The following is a 20,438-nucleotide window of genomic DNA, read 5'->3' as shown; positions in this document are numbered from 1 at the left end:
GTTCGATTGAGTGGCAGAAACCTCGATCGTCCCGTTCCTTCGCGCCCCCCTCTGTCCTGCCGGACATCTCCCCCACAAGGGGGGAGATCAGCAGTTCCGTCGCCGGCTCTCCTTTTGCAACGCCGGCCATTGGCGAAAGCAGACGCGACAGTTCAATCTCCCCCCTTGTGGGGGAGATGTCCGGCAGGACAGAGGGGGGCGCGACAGAACGCGACCTATCCACGATTGGCGAAAACCAGGCACGCCGCCTCGGCCGCGACATCGGTTTTGTCTTCCAGGACCCTTCCTCCAGCCTCGACCCGGTTATGACGGTCGGCAGACAAATCGCCGAAGTCGCCCACACCCACCTTAACCTGAACTGGTCGCAGGCCCTCGCAAGGGCCAAAACCCTCCTCGAACGCGTCCGCCTGCCCGACCCTGGCGCCACCCTCCACGCCTACCCTCACCAGCTCTCCGGCGGCCAGAAGCAGCGCGTGGCCATCGCCGCGGCAATTGCCGCCGGCCCCAGACTGTTGATCGCCGACGAAGCGACCAGCGCGCTCGACACCATCGTCCAGGCCGAGATTGCCGCCCTGATCCGCAGGCTGGTGACCGAGGACGGCATGACGCTGCTTTTCATCAGCCACGACATCGCGCTCGCCGCCTCGCTTGCCGATCGTATCGCGGTACTGCGCCACGGCGAACTGATCGAGCTCGGCGAGACGGACCAGATCATCAATGCGCCGCGCCATGCCTATACGCGGTCCCTGCTCGATGCCCATCTCGGCCTCGACGCCAAGCCCTTGCTCGGCCGGCAAGGCGCCTCGGCATGACCGTGCTTGCCGTCTCCAGTCTCGCCAAGCGCTACCATCGTGGCGGCAGGCCTTTCGCGGCGATCGACGACGTGTCCTTCGAGATCGAGGCGGCCGAAACCCTGGCGCTGGCAGGTCCCTCCGGCAGCGGCAAATCGACGATCGCCAGGCTGGTGCTGCGTCTGATCGAGCCCGATGCCGGCCGCATCAAGTTCGAAGGCGTGGACTTCCTCGCTCTGTCGGGCGCCGCGCTGCGCGCGCGCCGCGCCCGCCTGCAAATGGTGTTCCAGGATCCGCTCGCCGCCTTCAATCCGCGCGCCACGGTGGCGCGCGTGCTGGACGATCCCCTGCGCGTTCACAACATCGCCTCGCGCGCGGAGCGCCCGCGCCGGATCGCGGCGCTGCTGGAACGTGTCGGCCTCGACGCCAGCCTCGCCAGCCGCGCCATCCACGAGATTTCCGGCGGCCAGCGCCAGCGCGTGGCGATCGCCCGCGCCATCGCCACGCGGCCGTCGCTGATCGTCCTCGATGAGGCGGTGTCGGCGCTCGACGTATCGGTGCGCGGGCAGATCCTGGAATTGCTGCTCGACCTGCAACGGCAGGAACGGATCGCCTATCTGTTCATTTCCCATGACCTCGGCGTCATCCGTGCCGTGGCGCACCGCGTCATCATCCTCGATGCCGGCAGGGTCGCCGAGAGCGGCGATGCCCGCGCCGTCATCGCCAACCCGCAATCGGCGATCGGCAAGGCGCTGGTGGCGGCGACGCCGAAGCTTGTAAGAACCAATCAGGACTCACCATGACCGATCCCGAATCCGCCAGAGCCGAAAAGTTGTCGGGCGAGCTCGACTCCGCCTTCCGCAACCGCGCCGACCTCTACCGCCTCTTCCTCGAAGAGTTGACCGCCGAGCTCGGCGCCGAGAAGGCCGAGGCGGTGATGATCCGCAGCATCGAGAAGCGCGGCCGGGAGGTCGCGGCGGCGGCCTTCGCCGGCTTCGGCCCCAATGACGCGCCGGCGATCGGCGAAGCGTTTCTCGCCGTCAGCCCGGATGGCGGGCGCATGTATCCCACCGATGTCGAGCGAGGGCAGGACCACATTGCCTTCAAGGTGAAGCGCTGCCCGCTGAAGGATGCCTGGGTCGAGGCCGGCGTCGGCGAGGAGAAACTCGCCACGCTCTGCCGCATCGCCGGCGCCTTCGACCGCGGCCTGTTCGAGGCGACCGGCGTGCGCTTCGCCAATGTCACCTGGACACCGGGCCACGGCTCCGGCTGCTGCCACATCGCGCTGACCAATCGAGACGCTTAGCCACGAAATTAAAGCATGTCTCCCGAAAGTGGGAACCGGTTTCGGGACAAAGACATGCGTAAAATCAAAGCCCTAAAGCGCACGGAGCGGATCTGAAAGATCGCGACGCGCTTTAGCTCTCGGCAAAGACGTGCAGCTCGCCGCCTGCCTCGTCGATCGCGGCGCGCAGTGCCGCCGTCGGCTCGCTGTCGGTGACGACGTCGGAAATCTCGCTCAGCGCGCAGACGCGTTCGAGGCCGCTGCGGCCGAACTTGTCGTTGGTGACGACCAGCATCGTCGACAGCGATCTTCCCATCATCGCGCGCTTCACCGCCGCGGCGCCCGAAATCATGTCGCTCGGGCCTTCGGCATTCAGCGCCGAGGCGCCGATGATGGCGACGTCGGCATTGTAGCGCCGCACGAATTCGACCGTATCCTCGCCGAGCACGGCGGCCTCGCGGCTGTCATAGGTGCCTGGGCAAAGGATGACGCGAAAGGTCGGATTGGCGCCGGCCACCGAGGCGGCGCCGATGGAGTTGGTGATGATTGTCAGGTCCCTGCCAAGCTGCGACAGGCTGCGCGCGACCTCGTAGGTGGTCGATCCGCCATCGATCATCACGATGCGGCCTCGCTCGATCAGTCCGGCGGCGCCGCGTCCGACGCGAGCCCGCTCCTCGACCATGGTAAGGCCGCGTTCGGCGATCACCGGTTCCGAAGTCACCAGCGAAATGGTGGCGCCGCCGTAGGTGCGGTTGATGAGCCCCGCCTCGCCGAGCTCGATCAGGTCGCGGCGGATGGTCTCGCCGGCGACGCCGATCCGGCGCGCAAGCTTCGAGATGCGGATCGAGGCCGAGCGCCGCACCTCCGACAGGATCAGCTCATGGCGCTCCTTCTTCGTCAGCCGGCCCGGCTCGATATTCATCGCTCTTCCCTCTCAAGGCCCCCGGCGCGGAGACATTAGCCACGCCGGGGACAGGAAAGCCAGCGTCAGTGTCTGAGCCGATCGCGCATGGCGTACCACAGCATGCCGAGCACATAGAGCGGGCCGCGCAACGCCGTGCCGCCCGGGAACGGCAGCGGCGTCAGCGTCGAGAACAGGTCGAGCCGCGAGGCATCGCCCGTGATCGCTTCCGCCAGAAGCTTGCCCGACAGCGTCGACAGGATGACGCCCTTGCCGGAATAGCCATGCGCGAAATAGACCTCGCCATAATGCCCGACATGCGGCAGGCGCGACGTCGTCACCGACACCAGCCCGCCCCAGGCATGGTCGATGCGGCAGCCCTGGAGCTGCGGAAAGGTCTTTTCCATATGCGGCCGCACGAAGCCGGCGATGTCGGCCGGCGGCGACGGCGTGTAGCGCTCGCCACCGCCGAACAGCAGGCGGCCATCGGCCGACATGCGGTAGTAGTTGACGACGAACAGCGTATCCGAGACGGCGACATTCGCCGGGATGACATTGCGCTCGCCCAAGGGCTCGGTGGCGACGATGTAATTGCCGACCGGCATGATGCGGCTGTTGACGCGCGGCTCCAATCCTTTCAGCAACGCATCGCCGGCCAGCACCATATGCCTGGCGCGGACTGAACCCTTGTCGGTGAACACCCGGATGGACGGCTCCCGCTCCAGCCGGACGGCAACCGAGTTCTCATGGATGACGACACCGGCGGCGGAAGCGGCGCGGGCGAGCCCCAGCGTGTAGTTCAGCGGATGCATATGGCCGCCGAGCCTTTCGTAGACCGCGCCCTGATAGGGCGTATCCACCATCTGACGCGCCTGCGAAGCCGACAGGATCTCGACATCGGTGAACTTCATCACCTTGGCAAGGCATTCGGCCTCTTGCTCGAAGTCGCGCACATCCGAAGCGCTGACGGCGCCGACCAGATGGCCGGTCTGGCGCAGATCGCAGTCGATGCCGTGACGCTCGATGATGTCGAGCACCAGCCCGCGCGCCTCGAAGGCGAGGTCGAACAGCGCCTTTGCCCGTTCCGGCCCAAAGCTCTTGACCAGGCCCCTGGCGCCCTTGCGCAGGCCCGGGATCATCTGGCCGCCATTGCGGCCCGAGGCGCCCCAGCCGATCTTGCCGCCTTCGAGCAGCACCACTTTAAGACCACGCTCGGCCGCATGCAGCGCCGCCGAAAGGCCGGTGCAGCCACCGCCGACCACAACCAGATCGGCCTCGACATCGCCGGCAAGTGCTGGATGGTCCGGCGCCGGATTGGCGGTGGCGACATAATAGGATTTGCCGATATCGAGACCGGAATTGAAACCTGTCGAACGCGAAGCCATGGTCACACCTTGAGCAGCAGATGGTCGCGTTCCCAGGACGTCACGACGCTCTGGAACAGGTCGAGCTCGACGCTCTTCACGCGCAGATAGGTCTGGAAGAAATCCTCGCCGAGCAACGCCCGCACGGGCTCGCAGGCGGCGAAGCGGTCGAGCGCTTCCTCCATCGTCTTTGGCAGTGTGCTCTTGCTTTTATAGGCATTGCCGAAGGCTTCCGGCGAGCGCGCCAGCTTCTCCTCGATACCGAGATAGCCGGCGATCAGCGAGCCGGCCATGGCAAGGTAGGGATTGGCGTCCGCCCCCGGCAGCCGGTTTTCGATGCGGCGCGCGGCGCGCCCGCCCATCGGCACGCGCAGGCCGCAGGAGCGGTTGTCGTGCGACCATTCGATGTTGGCGGGAGCGCTGTGGTTCGGTCGGATGCGCCGGTAGGAGTTCACGTTGGGCGCGAACAGCGGCATGATTTCGGGGATGTATTTCTGCAGGCCGCCGATGAACTGCGCGAACATCCCGGTGTCCTCGCCGTCTTCGCCGGCAAACAAGGGCTCGCCCGCTTCATCGACGATCGACATGTGCAGATGCATCGAGCTGCCGGCCTGCGCGGCGATCGGCTTGGCCATGAAGGTGGCGTGCATGCCATTCGCCTGCGCCGCCTGGCGCGCCAGGCGTTTGAACAACAGCACCTTGTCGGCAAGCACCAGCGGATCGCCATGCAGGAGATTGATCTCGAGCTGCGCGGTGCCGGATTCGTGGATCAGCGTGTCGAGCGGCAGACCTGTGACGGCGGCATGTTCGTAGATCCGTCGCGTCACCGCTTCGAACTCCTCCATCGCCTGCATGTCGTAAGGGTGCTGCACGCTTTCCGGCCGACCGTTGCGCCCGGTCGGCGCGGTGATCGGGCGATCCGGATCGGGGTTCGGCGCCGTGAGATAGAATTCGAGCTCCGGCGCCATCACCGCGCGCCAGCCACGCCGGCGGTAAAGGTCGAGCACGGCCCTCAGCACATGGCGCGGCGAGGCCATCCACGGCCGGTCGTCCATATGGAAGGTGTCGGCAAAGACATAGGCCTTTCCGGCGCTGCCGGGCGCGACGCACAGCGTGGAAGTGTCCGGCACCATGCGCATGTCGGGGTCCGAATAGGCAAAGCCCTCGTCGATGGAGCCGGAATAGCGGCCGTCGATGGCGACCAGGAAGGCGCTGCTCGGCAGATAGAGCGCGCGGTCCTCGAGCGATTTGAGGAATTTCGCGACCGGCAAGGTCTTGCCGCGCAGCACGCCGTTGACGTCGGGCACGAAGCATTCGACTTCGTTGATCGCGTGCGTCTTCAGCCAGCCTTGCGTGTCCGCGCCCGGGAATGAGGTGTTCAGATTGTCAGGCATTGGTCATGTCCGTACGAAGGAGAGATCGCTTCGGCGGGCATGTCCGTTCCGGGTGGGGCGTTATCTGAGCTGCGTTATCCGAGAACGGACGCCCGCCTGATGACCGGCCGAAAGGCCGGGTCCAGCGCGCCCTGCACGCCTTCGGTCCAGCCGTCGCGAACGACATGCGAGCCGACCTTGGTCTCCTCCGCGCGCTGCAGGTTCTCGTGACGGCAGCAGCGCATGATCAGCGATACCCCGTACGCGCAAACGAGATACCGCAGGCAAAAATCGGATGCCTTTCGCGGTATTGATGTTTTGCTTGCATGACGGGTCTCACTAAAGGTGGAATTATGGTTTGACCGATCATCGCCGCCGGCGCAAGTCCGCTTTGCTGGACCAGATCAGCCGATGCTCTCGCCGCCATCGACGACCAGCGCCTGCCCGGTCATGAAAGACGAGCGGTCGGAGACGAGGAACAGGATCGCTTCGGCGATCTCCTCCGCGTTCGCCCAGCGCCCCATCGGGATCTTGGTGCGGACATAGTTTTCGATCGCGTCGCGGCCGCCCATCTGGGCGATGAACGGCTCATTGAACGGCGTGTCGACCCAGCCCGGGCAGAGCGCGTTGATGCGCACATTGTGCCTGGCGTAGTCGAGCGACATCTGCCTGGTCATCGCCACCACGGCGTGCTTTGATGTGGCATAGGCGATCATCTCGCGGTCGTAGAAGACACCGGAATTGGACGCCGTGTTGAGGATGACGCCGCCACCTTGGGCAATCATCGCCGGCATGACGGTCTTCGCCGCCAGGAATTGCGCCCGCACATTGATGCGCCATGAGGCGTCCATGCCGTCGGTGCCGACTTCCGTCAGCGTGCCGCCGACCTGGATGCCGGCATGGCTGTGCAGGATATCGATCCGGCCGTGCTTGCCGAGCGTTCCCTGGATGAGCTCTTCGACGGCCGTGTCGTTGCCGACATCGGTGGCGACAGCCTCGGCGCGGCCGCCGGCGTCGCGGATGCCGGAGGCGGTGGCTTCGCCCGCCGCCGGATCGCGGTCCGCGATCACCACGAGCGCCCCTTCCCTGGCCATGATCGTCGCCCCGGCGCGCCCGATGCCCGACCCCGCGCCCGTCACCACGGCGATACGGTCTTTCAGGATCATGGATTGCTCTTTCAAGGCGATGGCTTTCGACGGCCGAGCTGCCATTGCGCAAGCAGCACGAGCAGGACGGATGCGCAGAGCACGATCGTCGCGATGGCATTGATCTCCGGCGTCACGCCGCGCCGGATCGAGGCGAAGACATAGATCGGCAGCGTGGTCTGCGCGCCGGCGACGAAGAAGGCGATGATGAAGTCGTCGAAGGAGAAGGTGAAGGCGAGCAGGAAGCCGGCGATCACCGCCGGCATGATCTGCGGGAGCACGATCGATCGGAACGTCGTCAGCGGCGTGGCATAGAGATCGCTCGAGGCCTCGACCAGATTGCGGTCGAGGCTGCTGAGCCGCGTGCCGACGATCATCGTCACCAGCGCCATCGAGAACAATCCGTGCGCGGCGATGATCGAGCCGTAGCCGAGCGAGAGCCGCGGCGGCTGGTCGGTCGGCCACAGCGAAGCGAGGAACGGATTGAGGACGGCGAAGAGTTGCACCAGCGCCACCAGCGTCGAGATGCCGATGACGACGCCCGGAACGACGATCGCGGCGCCCAGCAGCGCGTCGAACAGCGCCCGCGTCCGCGCGCCGACGCTCTGCAGCCCGAGCGCCGCGGCCGTGCCGCAGAAGGCCGCGAGCAGCGCGCTCGTCGTGGCGATGAACAGGCTGTTCTTCAGCGCTTCGACCAGGAAGGGATTGGACAGCGCCTTGCCGTACCATTGCACCGAGAAGCCGGTGAACTCGCTGGCATGATGCCCGGCATTGAAGGAGAACAGCACGACCAGCGCGATCGGCAGATAGAGGAAGGCAAAGACGGCAAAGACGAAGGCGCGCATCAGATCAGGTCCACCCGGCGTGCGCCCGAGAGCCGGGTCGAGATGCGATTGGCGACGATCAGCACCACGACCGAGACCAGCACCAGCGTGATGGCGATAGCCGATCCGAACGGCCAGTTGCGCGATTGCAGGAAGAGATCGACCAGCGCGTTGCCGATGAAGAACACCTTGCCGCCGCCGAGCAGCGTCGGGATCAGGTACTCACCGAGCAGCAGGATCATCACCAGCGAGAAGCCGGTCATGACGCCGGGCAGCGACAGCCTCAGCGTCACACCGAGGAAGGTCGACAGCGGCGTCGCACCCAGATCGGCGGAAGCCTCCAGCAGCCGGCGGTCGAGCCGCTCCAGGCTGACATAGATCGGCAGGATCATCAGCGGCAGGTAGCCGTAGACGATGCCGAGCAGAACCGCGCCCGGCGTGTTGATCAGCCGCAGGTCCTCGATGCCGACATAGGCGAGCAGGGCCGGGATGCCGCGCCCACCGAGGATGTACATCCAGGCATAGGTGCGCATCAGAAGGCTGGTCCAGAACGGGATGACGATCAGCGCGAGCAGGATCAATCGCCAGCGATCCGGTGCCCGCAACGCCAGATAATAGGCGACGGGATAGGCGACGAGCAGGCAAGCGAGCGCTCCGGCGGGGGCCAGCACCATCGTGTTCCAGAACGCGGTCGCCCGCGCAGGCAGATTGGCGTATTGCGCGAAAGTCAGCGCTGCCTGGTAGCCGCCTTCGGGCGCTCGCTCGCCGACGCTGAAGATGGCGATGGCGACGAAGGGCAGCACCAGGAAGACGACCAGCCAGAGCGCCGCCGGAGCAAGCAGCAGCGCCGTCATGAGGTTTTTGCGAAAGAGACTGCCGCGCATCGATAAAGCCGGTTGGGAGCCGGCGGACATTCGTCCGCCGGTCACATTGTCTGGTTCGGGTTTGTGGCCGTTCCCGCTCAAGCCGACTTGAAGCGCGCCATCAGCTCGGCGCGGCCCGGATCGGTGAGCGTCGCGGCGGCGCCGAACTCCAGTGGCTTCAACAGGTCGGCGGCCGGATAGAGGATCGGATTGTCCAGCACTTCCTTCGGCAGCAGCGCGTTGACGCGCGCGTCGGTCGAGGGCGCGCCATTGGCCAGATGCTCCTTCACCGCGACCTTCGGGTTCATCAGGTAGTTGAGCAGCGCGTAGCCGGCCGGCTTGTTCGGCGCATCCTTCGGAATCGCGTAGAAATCGGTCCAGATCTCGCCGCCTTCCTTGCCGAGCACATAGGCGATTTCGGGGATGTCGCGATGGAGCTGCGCCCCGTCATTGGTCCAGCACATCGTCATCCAGGCATCGCCGGCGCGCATTCCCGGCTGATAGTCGCTCGACACCGCGAACAGATGCGGCTTGACCTTGAGCAGCAGTTCCTCCGCCTTGGCGAGCTCGTCCTGCTTCAGCGAATTGAAGGAATAGCCGTAATATTTCAGCGCATTGCCGATCGTGGTCAGCTGATAGTCGTGCACCATCGTGCGGCCGTCGCCTTCGGCCATCGCCGTGTCCCAGAATTCCTTCCAGCTCGACATCGGCTTGGTGAGCTTCTTGGTGTTCACGGCAAAACCGGTCGTGCCCCAGTTCTTCGGCACAGCGTAGGTCGTCCCGTCGATCGTGCCCTCGGCGGTGAAGCGTGCATCTTCCGACTTGCCATCGAAATTGCCGAGCTTGGCCATGTCGAGGGCTTCGATGATGCCGAGCTTCTTGTAGGTCGAGATGGTGTAGTTGGTCGGCACGAACAGGCTCCAGCCCGAGCCGCCGGCCTGCAGCTTGGCCAGCATCTCCTCATTGGAGCCGAAGACGTTGACCTCGACGGCGACGCCCGTATCGGCCTTGAAATTCTCGAAGGTCTGCGGGTCGTGGTAGTTCGGCCAGGTGGCGATCGACATGCGGTCGCCGAGGTTCTCAGCGGCAAAGGCTGGCGTCGGCATGATGCCGAGCTCGCGCGCCATCACCGCGGTCGCGACGCCGAGGCCGGTGAGGCCGAGGAAATCGCGCCGGCTGATCGAGCCGCGCTTCAGGCGCATCAACTGGTCGACGAATTTATCGGGGCTTATCGGCAGTCCGTCACGATAGGATTTTGGCATGTTGGTCTTCCCTCTGGTTGGTCCCGTTGTTCTTGGGTCCCGGAAACGCCAGCGGCGTTCCGGCGGCAAAGCCGATGGCGACGGGTTCGCCCGGCTTGAAGAGATTGCCCTGGCCGATCACGTGATCGGCCTTGGCGAGCAGCGATCCGATACCCTGGACCTCGATCGCGTATTCCGCCGTCGAACCCAGGAAGATGCGGTTGCGGACGATGCCTTTCAGGCTGCCGCCTCCGGGCGCTGAGAGGCTGAGCGATTCCGGCCGCAGGCTGACGGATACGGCCTCGCCGCGGCTGAGCGGCACCCGCTTGCGCGCCGAAATCACAGTGCCGTCGGCGAGCGTGACATCGACGAAATCGCCGGAGAGCCCGGCCACCTTGCCGCTGACGAGATTGGTCTTGCCGACGAAATCCGCCACGAACAGGTCGGCCGGCTCGTCATAGATTTCGCTTGGCTGTCCGATCTGGACGACGCGGCCGCCATTCATGACGCAGACGAAGTCGCTCATCGACAGCGCTTCCTCCTGGTCGTGGGTGACCAGCACGAAAGTGATGCCGATCTCGCGCTGCAGGTTCTGCAGCTCGATCTGCATGTCGGTGCGCAGCTTCTTGTCGAGCGCCGCCAACGGCTCGTCGAGGAGCAGCACCGCCGGCTTGTTGACCAGGGCGCGGGCGAGTGCCACGCGCTGCTGCTGGCCGCCGGAAAGCTCGTGGATCTTGCGGCGTCCGTAGCCGGCGAGCTGCACCATGGCCAGCGCCTCGCCGGCCCTCCAGGAGATATCGCGCGACGACAGCCTGGGTCTCGCCTGGCGCAGCCCGTAGGAGATGTTCTCCTCGACATCGAGATGCGGGAACAGCGCATATTGCTGGAACACCATGTTGACCGGCCGCCGGTAGGGCGGCGTGCCGGCCATGTCGCGGCCGCGGATCAGCACCTGGCCTTCGCTCGGCTGCTCGAAGCCGCCGATCATGCGAAGGCAGGTCGTCTTGCCGCAGCCTGAGGGGCCGAGCAGCGCGACGAAGGCGGAAGGCGGGATGGCAAGGTCGATGCCGCTGACCGCGGTGACCGCGCCGTAGCGCTTGGTGACCGCGCGAAATTCGATATCGGGCACTGCAGTCAAGCCACGGGCTCCAGCGACAGCGTGAGGCAATGCCCTGACGCTAGCAGAGGCAATGCCGCCTAGTATATACCTCGCAGGTGGTATATTTAGCTGATTTTATCGTTTGGAGGGGTATGAATTGGCCGCTTCCCGCAGTGACGACTACAACGCCTTGGCCACCGTCATCGCCGCGTCGCGCGAGACCGGCGGCGACCATTTCGGCAAGGCTATCGTCGGCTGGCTGCGCGGGCACGTCCGTTTCGACCACTGCGTGATCTTCGGCTATCGCGGCGCCGCGAGGCCGCCGCTCCTGTTCGAGACCTTCTCGCCGACGGAAAGCCACATCTTCGTCGCGCTCTATCAGGAAGGACCCTATCTGCTCGACCCCTTCCATCACGCCGCCGTCGAGCGCAAGGAAGGCTTTTGGCGCATGCGCGAGCTTGCGCCCGACCGCTTCTATGCCAGCGAATATTACCGGTCCTATTACAGCCAGACCCGCCTTGCCGAGGAAGTCGGCTTCTTCGTGCCGCTGGCCGGCAAGGACGCGCTGGTGGTGTCGCTGATGCGGCTGCGCGCTACCGGGCCGTTCGGAACGGCGGATGCCAGGCTGCTGCGTGACATGGCGCCGGCGGTGATCGGCTTCTGCAGGCAGCGCTGGCCGTCCCTGCCTACCGAAGAGGTCGCGACCCAGCCCTCCGGCGAAACCATCGCAACAGCCAACGAACTCGATCGCGCGCATATCTGGAAGAGCCTGTCGCTGACCTCACGCGAAAAGCAGGTCGTCGACCTTGTGCTCCAGGGCCACTCCACGGAATCGATCGCCAGGACGCTGCGCATCGTGCCGGGGACGGTGAAGGTCCACCGCCGCAACATCTACCGCAAGCTCAAGATCAAGTCGCAGGCGGGTCTCTTCGCGCGCTTCGTCGAGATCATCGACGCGCGGATCGGATAGCAACGCCGGCCGCCCTTGCGGCGGTTCGCGTTGAGCGTCTATCGTGCGGCCGAAACGGCCGGTCAGCGATCCCGGCGGCGGATCAGCTGACGAAACAGATCTCAGGACGGATGAAGTAACGCATCGCCAATGGCCGACAAATCGCAATTCGGACTGACCGCTGTCGATACCGTTCCCCTGCATGAGAAAGTCTATCTGGAACTCGTGCGCGCCTTGATGTCGGGGCAACTCCAGCCTGGCCAGAAGCTGACCTCGCGCAAGCTCGCCAAGGAGCTCGGCACCAGCGACATGCCGGTGCGCAGCGCCTTCATGCGGCTGCAGGCGCTGAGAGCCCTGAGCCCGATGCCGAACGGCAGCGTCGAGGTGCCGCTGATTTCGGCCGACCGCTTCCAGCAACTGACCGCCGTGCGCACGATCCTGGAAGGCACGGCCACCGAGCTCGCGACGAAACTCATCAACGGCAACAATCTGCGCGCGATCCGGCGCCACTGCGCCGAGCTTACTGAAGCCGCCCGCGGCGGCGGGATCGATAACTATCTGCGCAAGAACTATGACTTCAAATTCTCGATCTACCGCCATTGCGGCAACGAGCAGATGCTCTTCCTGATCGAGACGGTATGGATGCAGGTCGGCCCCTTCCTGCGAAACCTGCACATCGGCTTCGAGGATGACCTGGCCGGCATTCTCGGCATCGACTATCACGAGGAGGTCGTGGCGGCGATCGAGGCCGGCGACGGCGAAAGGGCGCGCGCCGCGATCGTGCGCGATATCGCCGAGGGCGCGGCCCACATCCTCGGCCAGGTGAAATTTCCGGAACTGCGCCACTGACGGGCAAGCCGGTCTCGAATCCGGCTTGGCTTTCGTCGATCGGGTCGCTATGTTGCGATCGCAGATCGCACAATTTGGACCCGAAATGCCGCCTGATATCCCAGCTAGTGACTTGAAAAAATGAAGGAAAACCACCCGGCAGCAGCCGTGTTGGCCTTCACGAACTCACAAGCTGAAAATTGGATATCGTAGCCGACAGGGCTACAGCACCTAGAAAAGGGGCTGGAAATTGAGCGATGCGATTGCGGACGTTTTGAAGTGGCTGGACGGCAGGAAGGACATCCAGAGCCTGCGGGCGGCGGTGTGCGACCTGAACGGCATCATGCGCGGCAAGCGCATTCCGGTCGAGCAGGCGCGCAAAGCGCTCGAAGGCAAGCTGCGCATGCCCTACTCGGCCATCGGGCTCGACATATGGGGCGAGGACATCGAAGGCAACGCCCAGGTGTTCTCGACCGGCGACGCCGACGGGCTTTGCCATTGGACGGGGCGCGGCATACTGCCCGTCAACTGGACCGCGCACCCGACGGCGCTGTTGCCGGTCTGGCTGGCGGACGACAGCGGCGCCCCCTACCTCGGCGATCCGCGCCGCGCGCTGGCACGCATCCTCGACCGCTACGCCGCCCTCGGCCTGACGCCCGTCACCGCGACCGAACTCGAATTCTACCTTGTCGATCCAACCTCGCAGCGGCCTGTCGGACCGGTTTCGCCGGTAACCGGGCGGCGTCTCGATTCCGACGCGGCGCTTTCGATCGACGAGGTCGACGATTTCGAAGCCTTCATCCACGATATCTACGAAGCCTGCCGCATGCAGGACATTCCGGTCGACACCGCGATCGCCGAGAACGGCGTCGGCCAGTTCGAGATCAATCTCAACCACGTGCCCGACGCCCTGCGCGCCGCGGACGACGCCGTGCTCTTCAAGCGCACCGTCAAGGGCATTGCCCGCAAACATGGCTTCGCCGCCTGCTTCATGGCCAAGCCCTATGGCGAACGCGCCGGAAACGGCTTCCATGTCCATTTCAGCGTCCTCGACAAGGACGGCCGCAACATCTTCGATGACGGCTCGGATCAGGGCTCCGACACCATGCGCCATGCGGTTGGCGGCCTGCTTGCCGCGATGGCTCAAAGCACGCTGGTGTTCGCGCCGCATTTCAATTCCTACCGCCGGCTGCGGCCGCGTTCCTATGCGCCGACCGCCGTCGCCTGGGGTTATGAAAACCGCATGGTGGCGATACGCATTCCGGGCGGCCCGTCGGCGGCGCGGCGCATCGAGCATCGCGTCTCCGGCGCCGACGCCAATCCCTATCTGGTGCTGGCGGCGATCCTCGGCGCGGCGTTGATCGGCATCGAGCGCCAGCTCTCGCCCGGCGAGCCGACCGGCGGCGAGGGCCAGGGGCTGACACTCGCCAAGCTGCCGCCCGATTGGGCCTCGGCGATCGCCGCCTTCGAAGCTGGCCCGCGCGTTGCCGAGATCTTCCCGGATGTGCTGCGCGACGCCTTCATCGCCTGCAAGCGCCAGGAGCTGAACACTTTCGCGCTCAACGTCAGCGACTTCGAGATCGAAACCTATCTCGAAAGTGTTTGAGATGCGCGGGTCACTGCCGCAATCCTGAACTACCGGGCCAGGCGTCTGGCCGCGCGGATTATCTGATGGCGTCCCGCTGTAACGACCTTGCATTGGCAGCGAACGCCTCGCTCAGGCGTGCTGCAATTCGTTCCCTGTCTGTCTGCCCGTAGATTTGCGATATCCGGCAATCTGATGGTTCTAGATCACCGCTTCCTCGAGGAACGGTTCGTTGCGCGCGATCCTTTCGTAGCAGAATGGCGAAAGGTCCAGCGTCTGGAACGCGCCGTGGACGATCAGCTCCGACACCGCACGGCCGACCGCCGGCGACTGCTGCAGGCCGTGCCCCGAAAAGCCGTTGGCGAACATGAAGTTCTTCACTTGCGGGTGGAAGCCGACAATGCCGTTGTGGTCGAGCATGTTGTATTCGTAATGGCCGGTCCAGCTCGTCTGCACCTTCAGCGCGTCGAAGGCCGGGATGCGGTGCCAGAGCGCCGGCCAGATACGGTCGTCGAACTCCTCGAAATGCATTTCGAAGTCGTCGTAGTCGGCCGGCCCGTCGCCCTGCGGCGTGTTGCCGGTGAGGAAAAGCTCGCCCTCCGGCCGCACGAAAGTGCCTGAAAGGTCGATGACATTGGGCATGCGGCCCGGGATCGCATTGGCGCTGGCAAACACGAAGCTGTAGCGCTTGTAGGGCGCGACCGGAATGGACAGCCCGGCCATGGCGGCGACCTGCTGGGCTCGCGGACCTGCCGCGTTGACCAGCGTTCCGCAAGCGACCGTCTCGCCCGTCGAGAGCCGCACCGAGACGACCCGCCCGTCAACGACGTCCAGCGCCGTCACGGCATTGTCGATATATTCGACACCGCCGCCGCGAGCGGCGCGGCGAAAGCCGTTCAACATGCCCATGGAGTCGAACCAGCCCTCTTCGCGAGCGCCCCACGAACCGCCGCCGAGATCGTCGACATTCAGCCATGGAAAACGTTCCTTCAAGGCGCCCGGTTCGAGGAAGACGGTATGGGCGCCGAGGCTGCGCTGCAGCTCGACCCGTTCGCGCGCCGCCTCCACACCCTCGGGCGAGCAGCAATAGAGATACCCGTGCTCCTTGAAGCCGAGATCGGGCGCCGGCTCGTTCGTGTAGAACGGGGCCATCCGCTCCTGGAAACCACGGATGATCTCGATGCCGAACTGGCTGATCTTCACATTGATCGGATTGGAATATTGCTGGCGGATCGCGCTGGTGGAAAGCGCGGTCGAGGAGAATTCGTAGCTTGAGTCGCGCTCGACCACGAGGATCGAAGCGCCGCTGCCCAGCGCCTGGCTCAGCCAATAGGCCGTCGACGAGCCGACGACCGCGCCGCCGACGATGACGATGTCATAGGCGTTGCGCGACGGTGCTTTGTAAGGGGGGATTGCCATGATTATGCCTACCGATTGAACGAGGCGACCAGGGCGTCCGAACCCCGCGCCAGCAAGCCGAGATCGGAACCGACCGCCACCATGGTGAAGCCGTCGGCGAGGTAGCGGTCCGCATCGGCCTTCACGGGAGCCAGGATGCCGCTGGCCTTGCCTGCCGAGGCGGCGGCCTTGCGTACCGACGATATCGCCTCCTGCACAGGCCCGGCGCCAGGATTGCCCATCGCGCCCATATTGGTGGAGAGGTCGCCCGGCCCGACGAACAGAACGTCCACACCGTCCACCGCCGCGATTTCGGCGGCGTTCGCCACACCGGCCTCGTCCTCGATCTGCACGGCAAGCAATTGCTGCTCGCGCGCCTTGGCGTGGTAGCCGGCGATGCGACCGAAAGCATTGGCGCGGTGGCCGACCGAGAAACCGCGGAAGCCGCCCGGCGCATAGGTCATCGCCGCGACGATTGCGCGCGCCTGCTCGGCCGTGCGCACATTCGGGATCATCAGGCTGCGGGCGCCGACATCCAGCGCCTGTTTCATCAGATTGGGATCGTCGGATGGCAGGCGCACCACGGCTTCGCAAGGAAACGCCGCCACGACCTGCAGCTGCGCCATGATGCTGCGCAGGTCGTTCGGGCTGTGCTCGCCGTCGATCAGCAGCCAGCCCGCCCCGGAGCCCGCGACGACTTCGGTGGTGAGCGCCGAGGCCAGGGAGCACCAGATGCCGATATGAGCCCGGCCGGCCTGTACGGCCGCCTTCAGCGAATTAATGCGCTCCTGCATGTGCGATCGGTCTCCAGTCGTGAAGAAGGTGCATTGAAATTTGTATGATGTCCTATATCATATGCCTAGCTTGAGCTGCAAGGCGCTCCGGCGCCGCATGGGAGTTGCGTATGAAAATCGGCTTCATCGGACTTGGCGTCATGGGCGCGCCGATGGCTCGGCATCTCGCCGATGCCGGGCATGAGATCATCACCGTCCTCAACCGCTCTCCCCTGCCGGAGGCCCTCGACGCATCGGTGGTTGCCTCTCCCGCCGAGGTGGCGCGGGCGTCCGAGTTCGTCATCACCATGTTGCCCGACACGCCCGACGTCGAGCGCGTCCTGTTCGGGCAGAACGGCGTGCTGGAAGGAATTTCGGCCGGCAAGCTGGTCATCGACATGAGCTCGATCAGTCCGATCGCCACGGCCGGCTTCGCCGCGAAGATAAGGCAGGCAGGCGCAGGCTATCTCGATGCGCCGGTCTCCGGCGGTGAGGTCGGCGCCAAGGCGGCCAGCCTCACCATCATGGTCGGCGGGCCGGCCGCCGAGTTCGAGCGCGCGCTGCCGATCTTCGAGAAGCTCGGCAAGAACATCACCTTGATCGGGCAAAACAACGGCGCCGGCCAGACCTGCAAGATTGCCAACCAGATCATAGTCGCGCTCAACATCGAGGCCGTCGCCGAGGCGCTGGTCTTCGCCAGCAAGGCCGGTTGCGATCCGGCCAAGGTGCGCGGCGCGCTGATGGGTGGCTTCGCCTCGTCACGGGTCCTGGAGGTACATGGCGAACGGATGATCGCCCGCAGCTTCGCGCCGGGTTTTCGTATCCGGCTGCATCAGAAGGATCTCAATCTTGCGCTGGAAAGCGCCCGCGCGCTCGGCGTGGCCTTGCCGGGAACGGCAGCAGCGCAGCAGCTGATGAATGCCTGTTCGGCCCGGGCGGGCGGCGCGGAGGCCGACCATTCTTCACTCGTTCGAGCCCTCGAAATCCTCAGTCATCACGAACTCTCAAACGGAAAGGAATAATGATGCGCGGAACCGGCAAGGCCGATGTTTTCGTCATGCTGGCCCATCCCGTAGGCCATGCGAAAAGCCCCGGCATCTTCAACGATATCTTCGAGCAGAAGGGGCTCGACAGCCTGATGGTGCCGCTGAGTTGCCGCCCGGAGGATTTCGACACGTTCTGGGCCGGCATCACGGCAGCCGAGAACATCCGGGGCGTGATCATCTCGGTGCCGTACAAGGTTCCGGTCTTCCACAAATGCGCCGCCGCCCATGATCGCGCTTCGCGCGTGCAGAGCGCGAATTCCGTCCGGCGGCAGGCGGACGGCACCTGGTATGCCGACAATTTCGACGGCGTCGGCTTCATCGAAGGACTGAAGGCCGGCGGACACCGGATCACCGGCAAGCGCATCCTCCAGGTCGGCGCCGGCGGCGCGGGCGCCTCGCTGACTTACTGCCTTGCCGAAGAAGGCGCGGCGGAAATCCGTCTGGCCGACATCGACAAGGAGCGCGCGCAAAAGCTCGCTTCGCTGGTCGGCAAGACTTTTCCCAACTGCCGCATCGAGGTCGGAGGACCCGATCCGTCCGGCATGGATATGGCGATCAACGCCACGCCGTCCGGGCTGAAGGCCACCGACCCGCTGCCGATGGACGTCAGCAAGCTGACGCCGGAGATGACGGTCGTTGACATCATCATGGAGCCGGCCGAGACGGCGCTGCTCAAGGCGGCAAAGGAGATCGGCTGCCGCATCCAGCCGGGACGCCCGATGATGGATTTCCAGGTCGAGGCCATGGCCGAATTCTTCGACATCGAGCGCAAGGATCGCCGCAATGGCTGACGCACCGACCGCCGTCGTCATCGGCGGCACGTCCGGCATAGGCCGCGCGATCGCCGAGCGCTTCGCCGGGGCCGGCTATCAGGTTGTCGTCGCCGGCCGCGATGCCGTCCGAGGCAAGGAAGCCGCCGACGCTTGCGAGAGTGCCGGCGCGCCGCGCGCTCTTTTCGTACAAACCGATGTCGCCGATCCCGCCTCGGTCGAAGGCTTGGCGCGAGACGTCAGCAATGCGTTCGGCACGCCACAGGTCGTGGTCAACTGCGCCGGTATCCTGCAAAGCGGCAAGCACGTTCTCGACCAGGATCTCGACGAAGACGAGCGGATGTGGCGCATCAACTATCGCGGCACGCTGCTCGGCTGCCAGGTGTTCGGCCGGTTGATGTCGGCTGCCGGGCGCGGCGCGATCCTCAATGTCGGCTCACTTGCCTCTTTCGCGCCACTGTCGCTGCCGGCCTACACGCCGGGCAAGCATGCTGTCCTGGCGCTGACGCAAATGCTGGCCGCCGAGCTCGGCCCGCATGGTGTTCGCGTCAATGCCGTGGCGCCCGGCTACACGCTGTCGGACGGGCTGAAGGCAAAGATCGCCAAGGGCGAGCGCAACCCGCAAGCCATCCAGGCTACGACTGCGCTGCGCCGCTTCGTCGAGCCGCGCGACGTCGCCGAGGCTGCCTTGTTCCTCTGCTCCGACCGCGCCGCGTCGATCACCGGCGTCACGCTTCCGGTCGATGCCGGCTGGCTCGTGCAGGCGCCATACGCGCAGTACCTGCAAGGCAACCCCATCCGGCAGGCACCGGCAATCTGAGAGAGAACAAGTGAGCGACATTCAGCGCTTCGACTTCGACACCCGCATCCATCACGGCGTCATCCACAACGGGACGCTCTACCTCACCGGCCAGGTCGCCCGGCCCGGCCAATCGGCGGCCGACCAGATGCGCGAGGTGCTCGGCAAGATCGACGCACTGCTTGCCAAGGCAGGCACGGACAAGACGCGCATCCTCCACGTCCAGATGTGGCTGGACGACGTGCGCGATTTCGACGAGGTCAACACGGTCTGGGACGCCTGGATGCCGAAGGAGCACGCGCCCGCGCGATCCTCCGGCGAAGGCCGGATGGCCAAGCCCGGCATGCTGGTCGAACTGATCGTCACCGCGGCGGTTTGAATGGTCCTGCCGGTTCGGGCATCATCCCCGAATCTGGGTCGAGCGTTTCAGCGTTTCACGGAAACGCCGAACCGCTCTATCTCTTTGTTTCTACGCAATTCCCGACGGAAAACCGCTACACACTTTTCCTGGAATTGCTCTAGGGGAGACTGATGACGAAGCGCAAGCCGCTGTCCACCGTCGTGGCGGAGAGCCTGTCCGAAAAGATCCGCTCCGGATCGCTGCTTCCCGGCGCTCAACTGCCGACAGAGGCGGAACTTTGCGCCGAATACGACGTCAGTCGCACCGTCGTGCGCGAGGCGGTGGCGCGGCTGCGCTCAGAGGGCATGGTTGTGCCGCAACAGGGGCGCGGCATGTTCGTCAGCGAAACGCCCGCGCCGCGCAATTTCTCGATTCCGGAGGAGGCGCTGCGGACATTGCCGGAGACCATCGCGTTGCTTGAGCTCAGATTGAGCGTCGAAGTGGAATCCGCCGGGCTCTGCGCGGAACGGCGGACCGACAAGGAGGCAAGCGACATCCGCGCCATGATGGATGAGATCGACGCCCGGCATGCGGACCCCGCCGCCGTCCAGATCCACTACGACTATGATTTCCACCTCGCCATCGCCAAGTCTGCGCGCAATGAATTCATCCATGGCTTCTTGAGCTATCTCGGGCCGATGATCGTGCCGCGATTCCAGCTCGGCTACGTGGTCGAGCCCGCGCTCAAGGACAGCTACTACGCGCGCATCCACAGCGAGCACAAAGCGATCGTCGATGCCATCGAAAGGCAGGACGCAAGCAAGGCCCGCCAGGCGATGCGCAAGCATCTGCAGAACAGCCTGGGACGTGTGCGCGCGCTGGCGAAAGCTTCGGGCATCGAGGCCACCGAAGCAGAACAGAAAGCCGCCGCCGCCTCGCTTTTCACCGACCTGAGAAAGCCCTTGCCGACAGCCGGATAGTTTGGCCGGCTTCGATGTCGTTCGCCCCCGCCGCCGCGCGCCAAGCCAGTCGTTCGCGAAAGCCGTGTTTTTTCTCGGTTTGCG

22 protein-coding genes are annotated in these 20,438 nt (G+C 65.1%); 11 read left to right on the top strand and 11 right to left on the bottom strand.

Going from position 1 to position 20,438, the window contains the following annotated elements; genetic code table 11:
• The first annotated feature begins 5 nt into the window (after positions 1-5).
• Genes FJ417_RS28400 through FJ417_RS28390 form a run of 3 tightly spaced genes read left to right on the top strand, consistent with a single transcriptional unit; the run spans position 6 to position 2,097 of the window.
• Positions 6-812, top strand: coding sequence for an ABC transporter ATP-binding protein (locus FJ417_RS28400; RefSeq protein ID WP_246687573.1), 807 nt, complete (start codon positions 6-8; stop codon positions 810-812).
• On the top strand, positions 809-1,594 hold the full coding sequence (locus FJ417_RS28395) for an ATP-binding cassette domain-containing protein (RefSeq protein ID WP_140785727.1): 786 nt from the start codon (positions 809-811) through the stop codon (positions 1,592-1,594). Before FJ417_RS28400 ends, FJ417_RS28395 begins: the two co-directional genes overlap by 4 nt.
• Entirely contained in the window at positions 1,591-2,097 is a 507-nt protein-coding gene (locus tag FJ417_RS28390) for an L-2-amino-thiazoline-4-carboxylic acid hydrolase (protein WP_140785726.1), read from the top strand. The genes FJ417_RS28395 and FJ417_RS28390 overlap by 4 nt, the downstream gene beginning before the upstream one ends.
• Positions 2,098-2,209: 112 nt before the next feature.
• Here FJ417_RS28390 and FJ417_RS28385 read toward each other — a convergent pair whose 3' ends face one another.
• The 9 genes from FJ417_RS28385 to FJ417_RS28350 all read right to left on the bottom strand — a co-directional run bounded on the left by FJ417_RS28385 (position 2,210) and on the right by FJ417_RS28350 (position 10,925).
• On the bottom strand, positions 2,210-2,998 hold the full coding sequence (locus FJ417_RS28385; RefSeq protein WP_246687572.1) for a DeoR/GlpR family DNA-binding transcription regulator: 789 nt from the start codon (positions 2,996-2,998) through the stop codon (positions 2,210-2,212).
• Between the two features lie 65 nt (positions 2,999-3,063).
• Positions 3,064-4,362 carry an FAD-binding oxidoreductase gene (locus tag FJ417_RS28380; protein ID WP_140785725.1) on the bottom strand — a complete coding sequence of 433 codons (1,299 nt, stop codon included), beginning with the start codon at positions 4,360-4,362 and terminating at the stop codon, positions 3,064-3,066.
• A gap of 2 nt (positions 4,363-4,364) precedes the next feature.
• The gene (locus FJ417_RS28375) at positions 4,365-5,735 is read right to left on the bottom strand and encodes a glutamine synthetase family protein (RefSeq protein ID WP_140785724.1); all 1,371 of its coding nucleotides are present in this window, start codon (positions 5,733-5,735) and stop codon (positions 4,365-4,367) included.
• A gap of 74 nt (positions 5,736-5,809) precedes the next feature.
• A complete protein-coding gene (locus tag FJ417_RS33270; RefSeq protein ID WP_181183322.1) occupies positions 5,810-5,959 on the bottom strand; it encodes a hypothetical protein in 150 nt (49 codons plus the stop codon).
• A gap of 159 nt (positions 5,960-6,118) precedes the next feature.
• Positions 6,119-6,880: a glucose 1-dehydrogenase gene (locus FJ417_RS28370; protein WP_140785723.1), complete on the bottom strand. Its 762-nt coding sequence runs from the start codon at positions 6,878-6,880 to the stop codon at positions 6,119-6,121.
• Positions 6,881-6,891: 11 nt separating this feature from the next.
• Positions 6,892-7,704 carry an ABC transporter permease gene (locus FJ417_RS28365; RefSeq protein ID WP_140785722.1) on the bottom strand — a complete coding sequence of 271 codons (813 nt, stop codon included), beginning with the start codon at positions 7,702-7,704 and terminating at the stop codon, positions 6,892-6,894.
• Positions 7,704-8,597, bottom strand: a complete 894-nt coding sequence (locus tag FJ417_RS28360; RefSeq protein WP_181175545.1) for an ABC transporter permease — start codon at positions 8,595-8,597, stop codon at positions 7,704-7,706. Before FJ417_RS28360 ends, FJ417_RS28365 begins: the two co-directional genes overlap by 1 nt.
• Before the next feature lie 47 nt (positions 8,598-8,644).
• Positions 8,645-9,808: a spermidine/putrescine ABC transporter substrate-binding protein gene (locus FJ417_RS28355; protein ID WP_140785721.1), complete on the bottom strand. Its 1,164-nt coding sequence runs from the start codon at positions 9,806-9,808 to the stop codon at positions 8,645-8,647.
• Positions 9,789-10,925 carry an ABC transporter ATP-binding protein gene (locus FJ417_RS28350; RefSeq protein WP_140785720.1) on the bottom strand — a complete coding sequence of 379 codons (1,137 nt, stop codon included), beginning with the start codon at positions 10,923-10,925 and terminating at the stop codon, positions 9,789-9,791. Before FJ417_RS28350 ends, FJ417_RS28355 begins: the two co-directional genes overlap by 20 nt.
• Positions 10,926-11,043: 118 nt before the next feature.
• Here FJ417_RS28350 and FJ417_RS28345 point away from each other — a divergent pair, with 118 nt between their 5' ends.
• The 3 genes from FJ417_RS28345 (at position 11,044) to FJ417_RS28335 (ending at position 14,269) form a co-directional block, all read left to right on the top strand.
• Positions 11,044-11,856 (top strand): LuxR C-terminal-related transcriptional regulator, encoded by an 813-nt coding sequence (locus FJ417_RS28345; RefSeq protein ID WP_140785719.1) that lies wholly within the window; start codon positions 11,044-11,046, stop codon positions 11,854-11,856.
• A 129-nt stretch (positions 11,857-11,985) separates the two neighbouring features.
• On the top strand, positions 11,986-12,684 hold the full coding sequence (locus FJ417_RS28340) for a GntR family transcriptional regulator (RefSeq protein ID WP_140644663.1): 699 nt from the start codon (positions 11,986-11,988) through the stop codon (positions 12,682-12,684).
• Between the two features lie 229 nt (positions 12,685-12,913).
• Entirely contained in the window at positions 12,914-14,269 is a 1,356-nt protein-coding gene (locus tag FJ417_RS28335) for a glutamine synthetase family protein (RefSeq protein ID WP_140785718.1), read from the top strand.
• 180 nt (positions 14,270-14,449) lie between these two features.
• On the opposite strand, the gene FJ417_RS28330 is transcribed toward FJ417_RS28335, so the two are convergent.
• A complete protein-coding gene (locus FJ417_RS28330) occupies positions 14,450-15,667 on the bottom strand; it encodes an FAD-dependent oxidoreductase (protein WP_140785717.1) in 1,218 nt (405 codons plus the stop codon).
• 8 nt (positions 15,668-15,675) lie between these two features.
• Entirely contained in the window at positions 15,676-16,440 is a 765-nt protein-coding gene (locus FJ417_RS28325) for an aldolase/citrate lyase family protein (protein ID WP_140785716.1), read from the bottom strand.
• Between the two features lie 110 nt (positions 16,441-16,550).
• On the opposite strand from FJ417_RS28325, the gene FJ417_RS28320 reads away from it, so the two are divergent.
• The 5 genes from FJ417_RS28320 (at position 16,551) to FJ417_RS28300 (ending at position 20,354) form a co-directional block, all read left to right on the top strand.
• Entirely contained in the window at positions 16,551-17,441 is an 891-nt protein-coding gene (locus tag FJ417_RS28320; RefSeq protein WP_140785715.1) for a 2-hydroxy-3-oxopropionate reductase, read from the top strand.
• Positions 17,441-18,256 carry a shikimate dehydrogenase gene (locus FJ417_RS28315; protein ID WP_246687571.1) on the top strand — a complete coding sequence of 272 codons (816 nt, stop codon included), beginning with the start codon at positions 17,441-17,443 and terminating at the stop codon, positions 18,254-18,256. The genes FJ417_RS28320 and FJ417_RS28315 overlap by 1 nt, the downstream gene beginning before the upstream one ends.
• Positions 18,249-19,055, top strand: a complete 807-nt coding sequence (locus tag FJ417_RS28310) for an SDR family oxidoreductase (RefSeq protein ID WP_140785714.1) — start codon at positions 18,249-18,251, stop codon at positions 19,053-19,055. The genes FJ417_RS28315 and FJ417_RS28310 overlap by 8 nt, the downstream gene beginning before the upstream one ends.
• Before the next feature lie 10 nt (positions 19,056-19,065).
• Positions 19,066-19,413, top strand: coding sequence for a RidA family protein (locus FJ417_RS28305; protein WP_140696701.1), 348 nt, complete (start codon positions 19,066-19,068; stop codon positions 19,411-19,413).
• A gap of 152 nt (positions 19,414-19,565) precedes the next feature.
• Complete coding sequence (locus FJ417_RS28300; protein ID WP_140654353.1) at positions 19,566-20,354, top strand: FadR/GntR family transcriptional regulator; 789 nt, start codon at positions 19,566-19,568, stop codon at positions 20,352-20,354.
• The last annotated feature ends 84 nt before the right edge of the window (positions 20,355-20,438 follow it).

This window comes from Mesorhizobium sp. B3-1-7 (genome assembly GCF_006439385.1).
Taxonomy (GTDB): Bacteria; Pseudomonadota; Alphaproteobacteria; order Rhizobiales; family Rhizobiaceae; genus Mesorhizobium.
The sequence above is the reverse complement of the archived record's forward strand: the minus strand, read 5'-3'. Positions and strand labels throughout refer to the sequence as shown.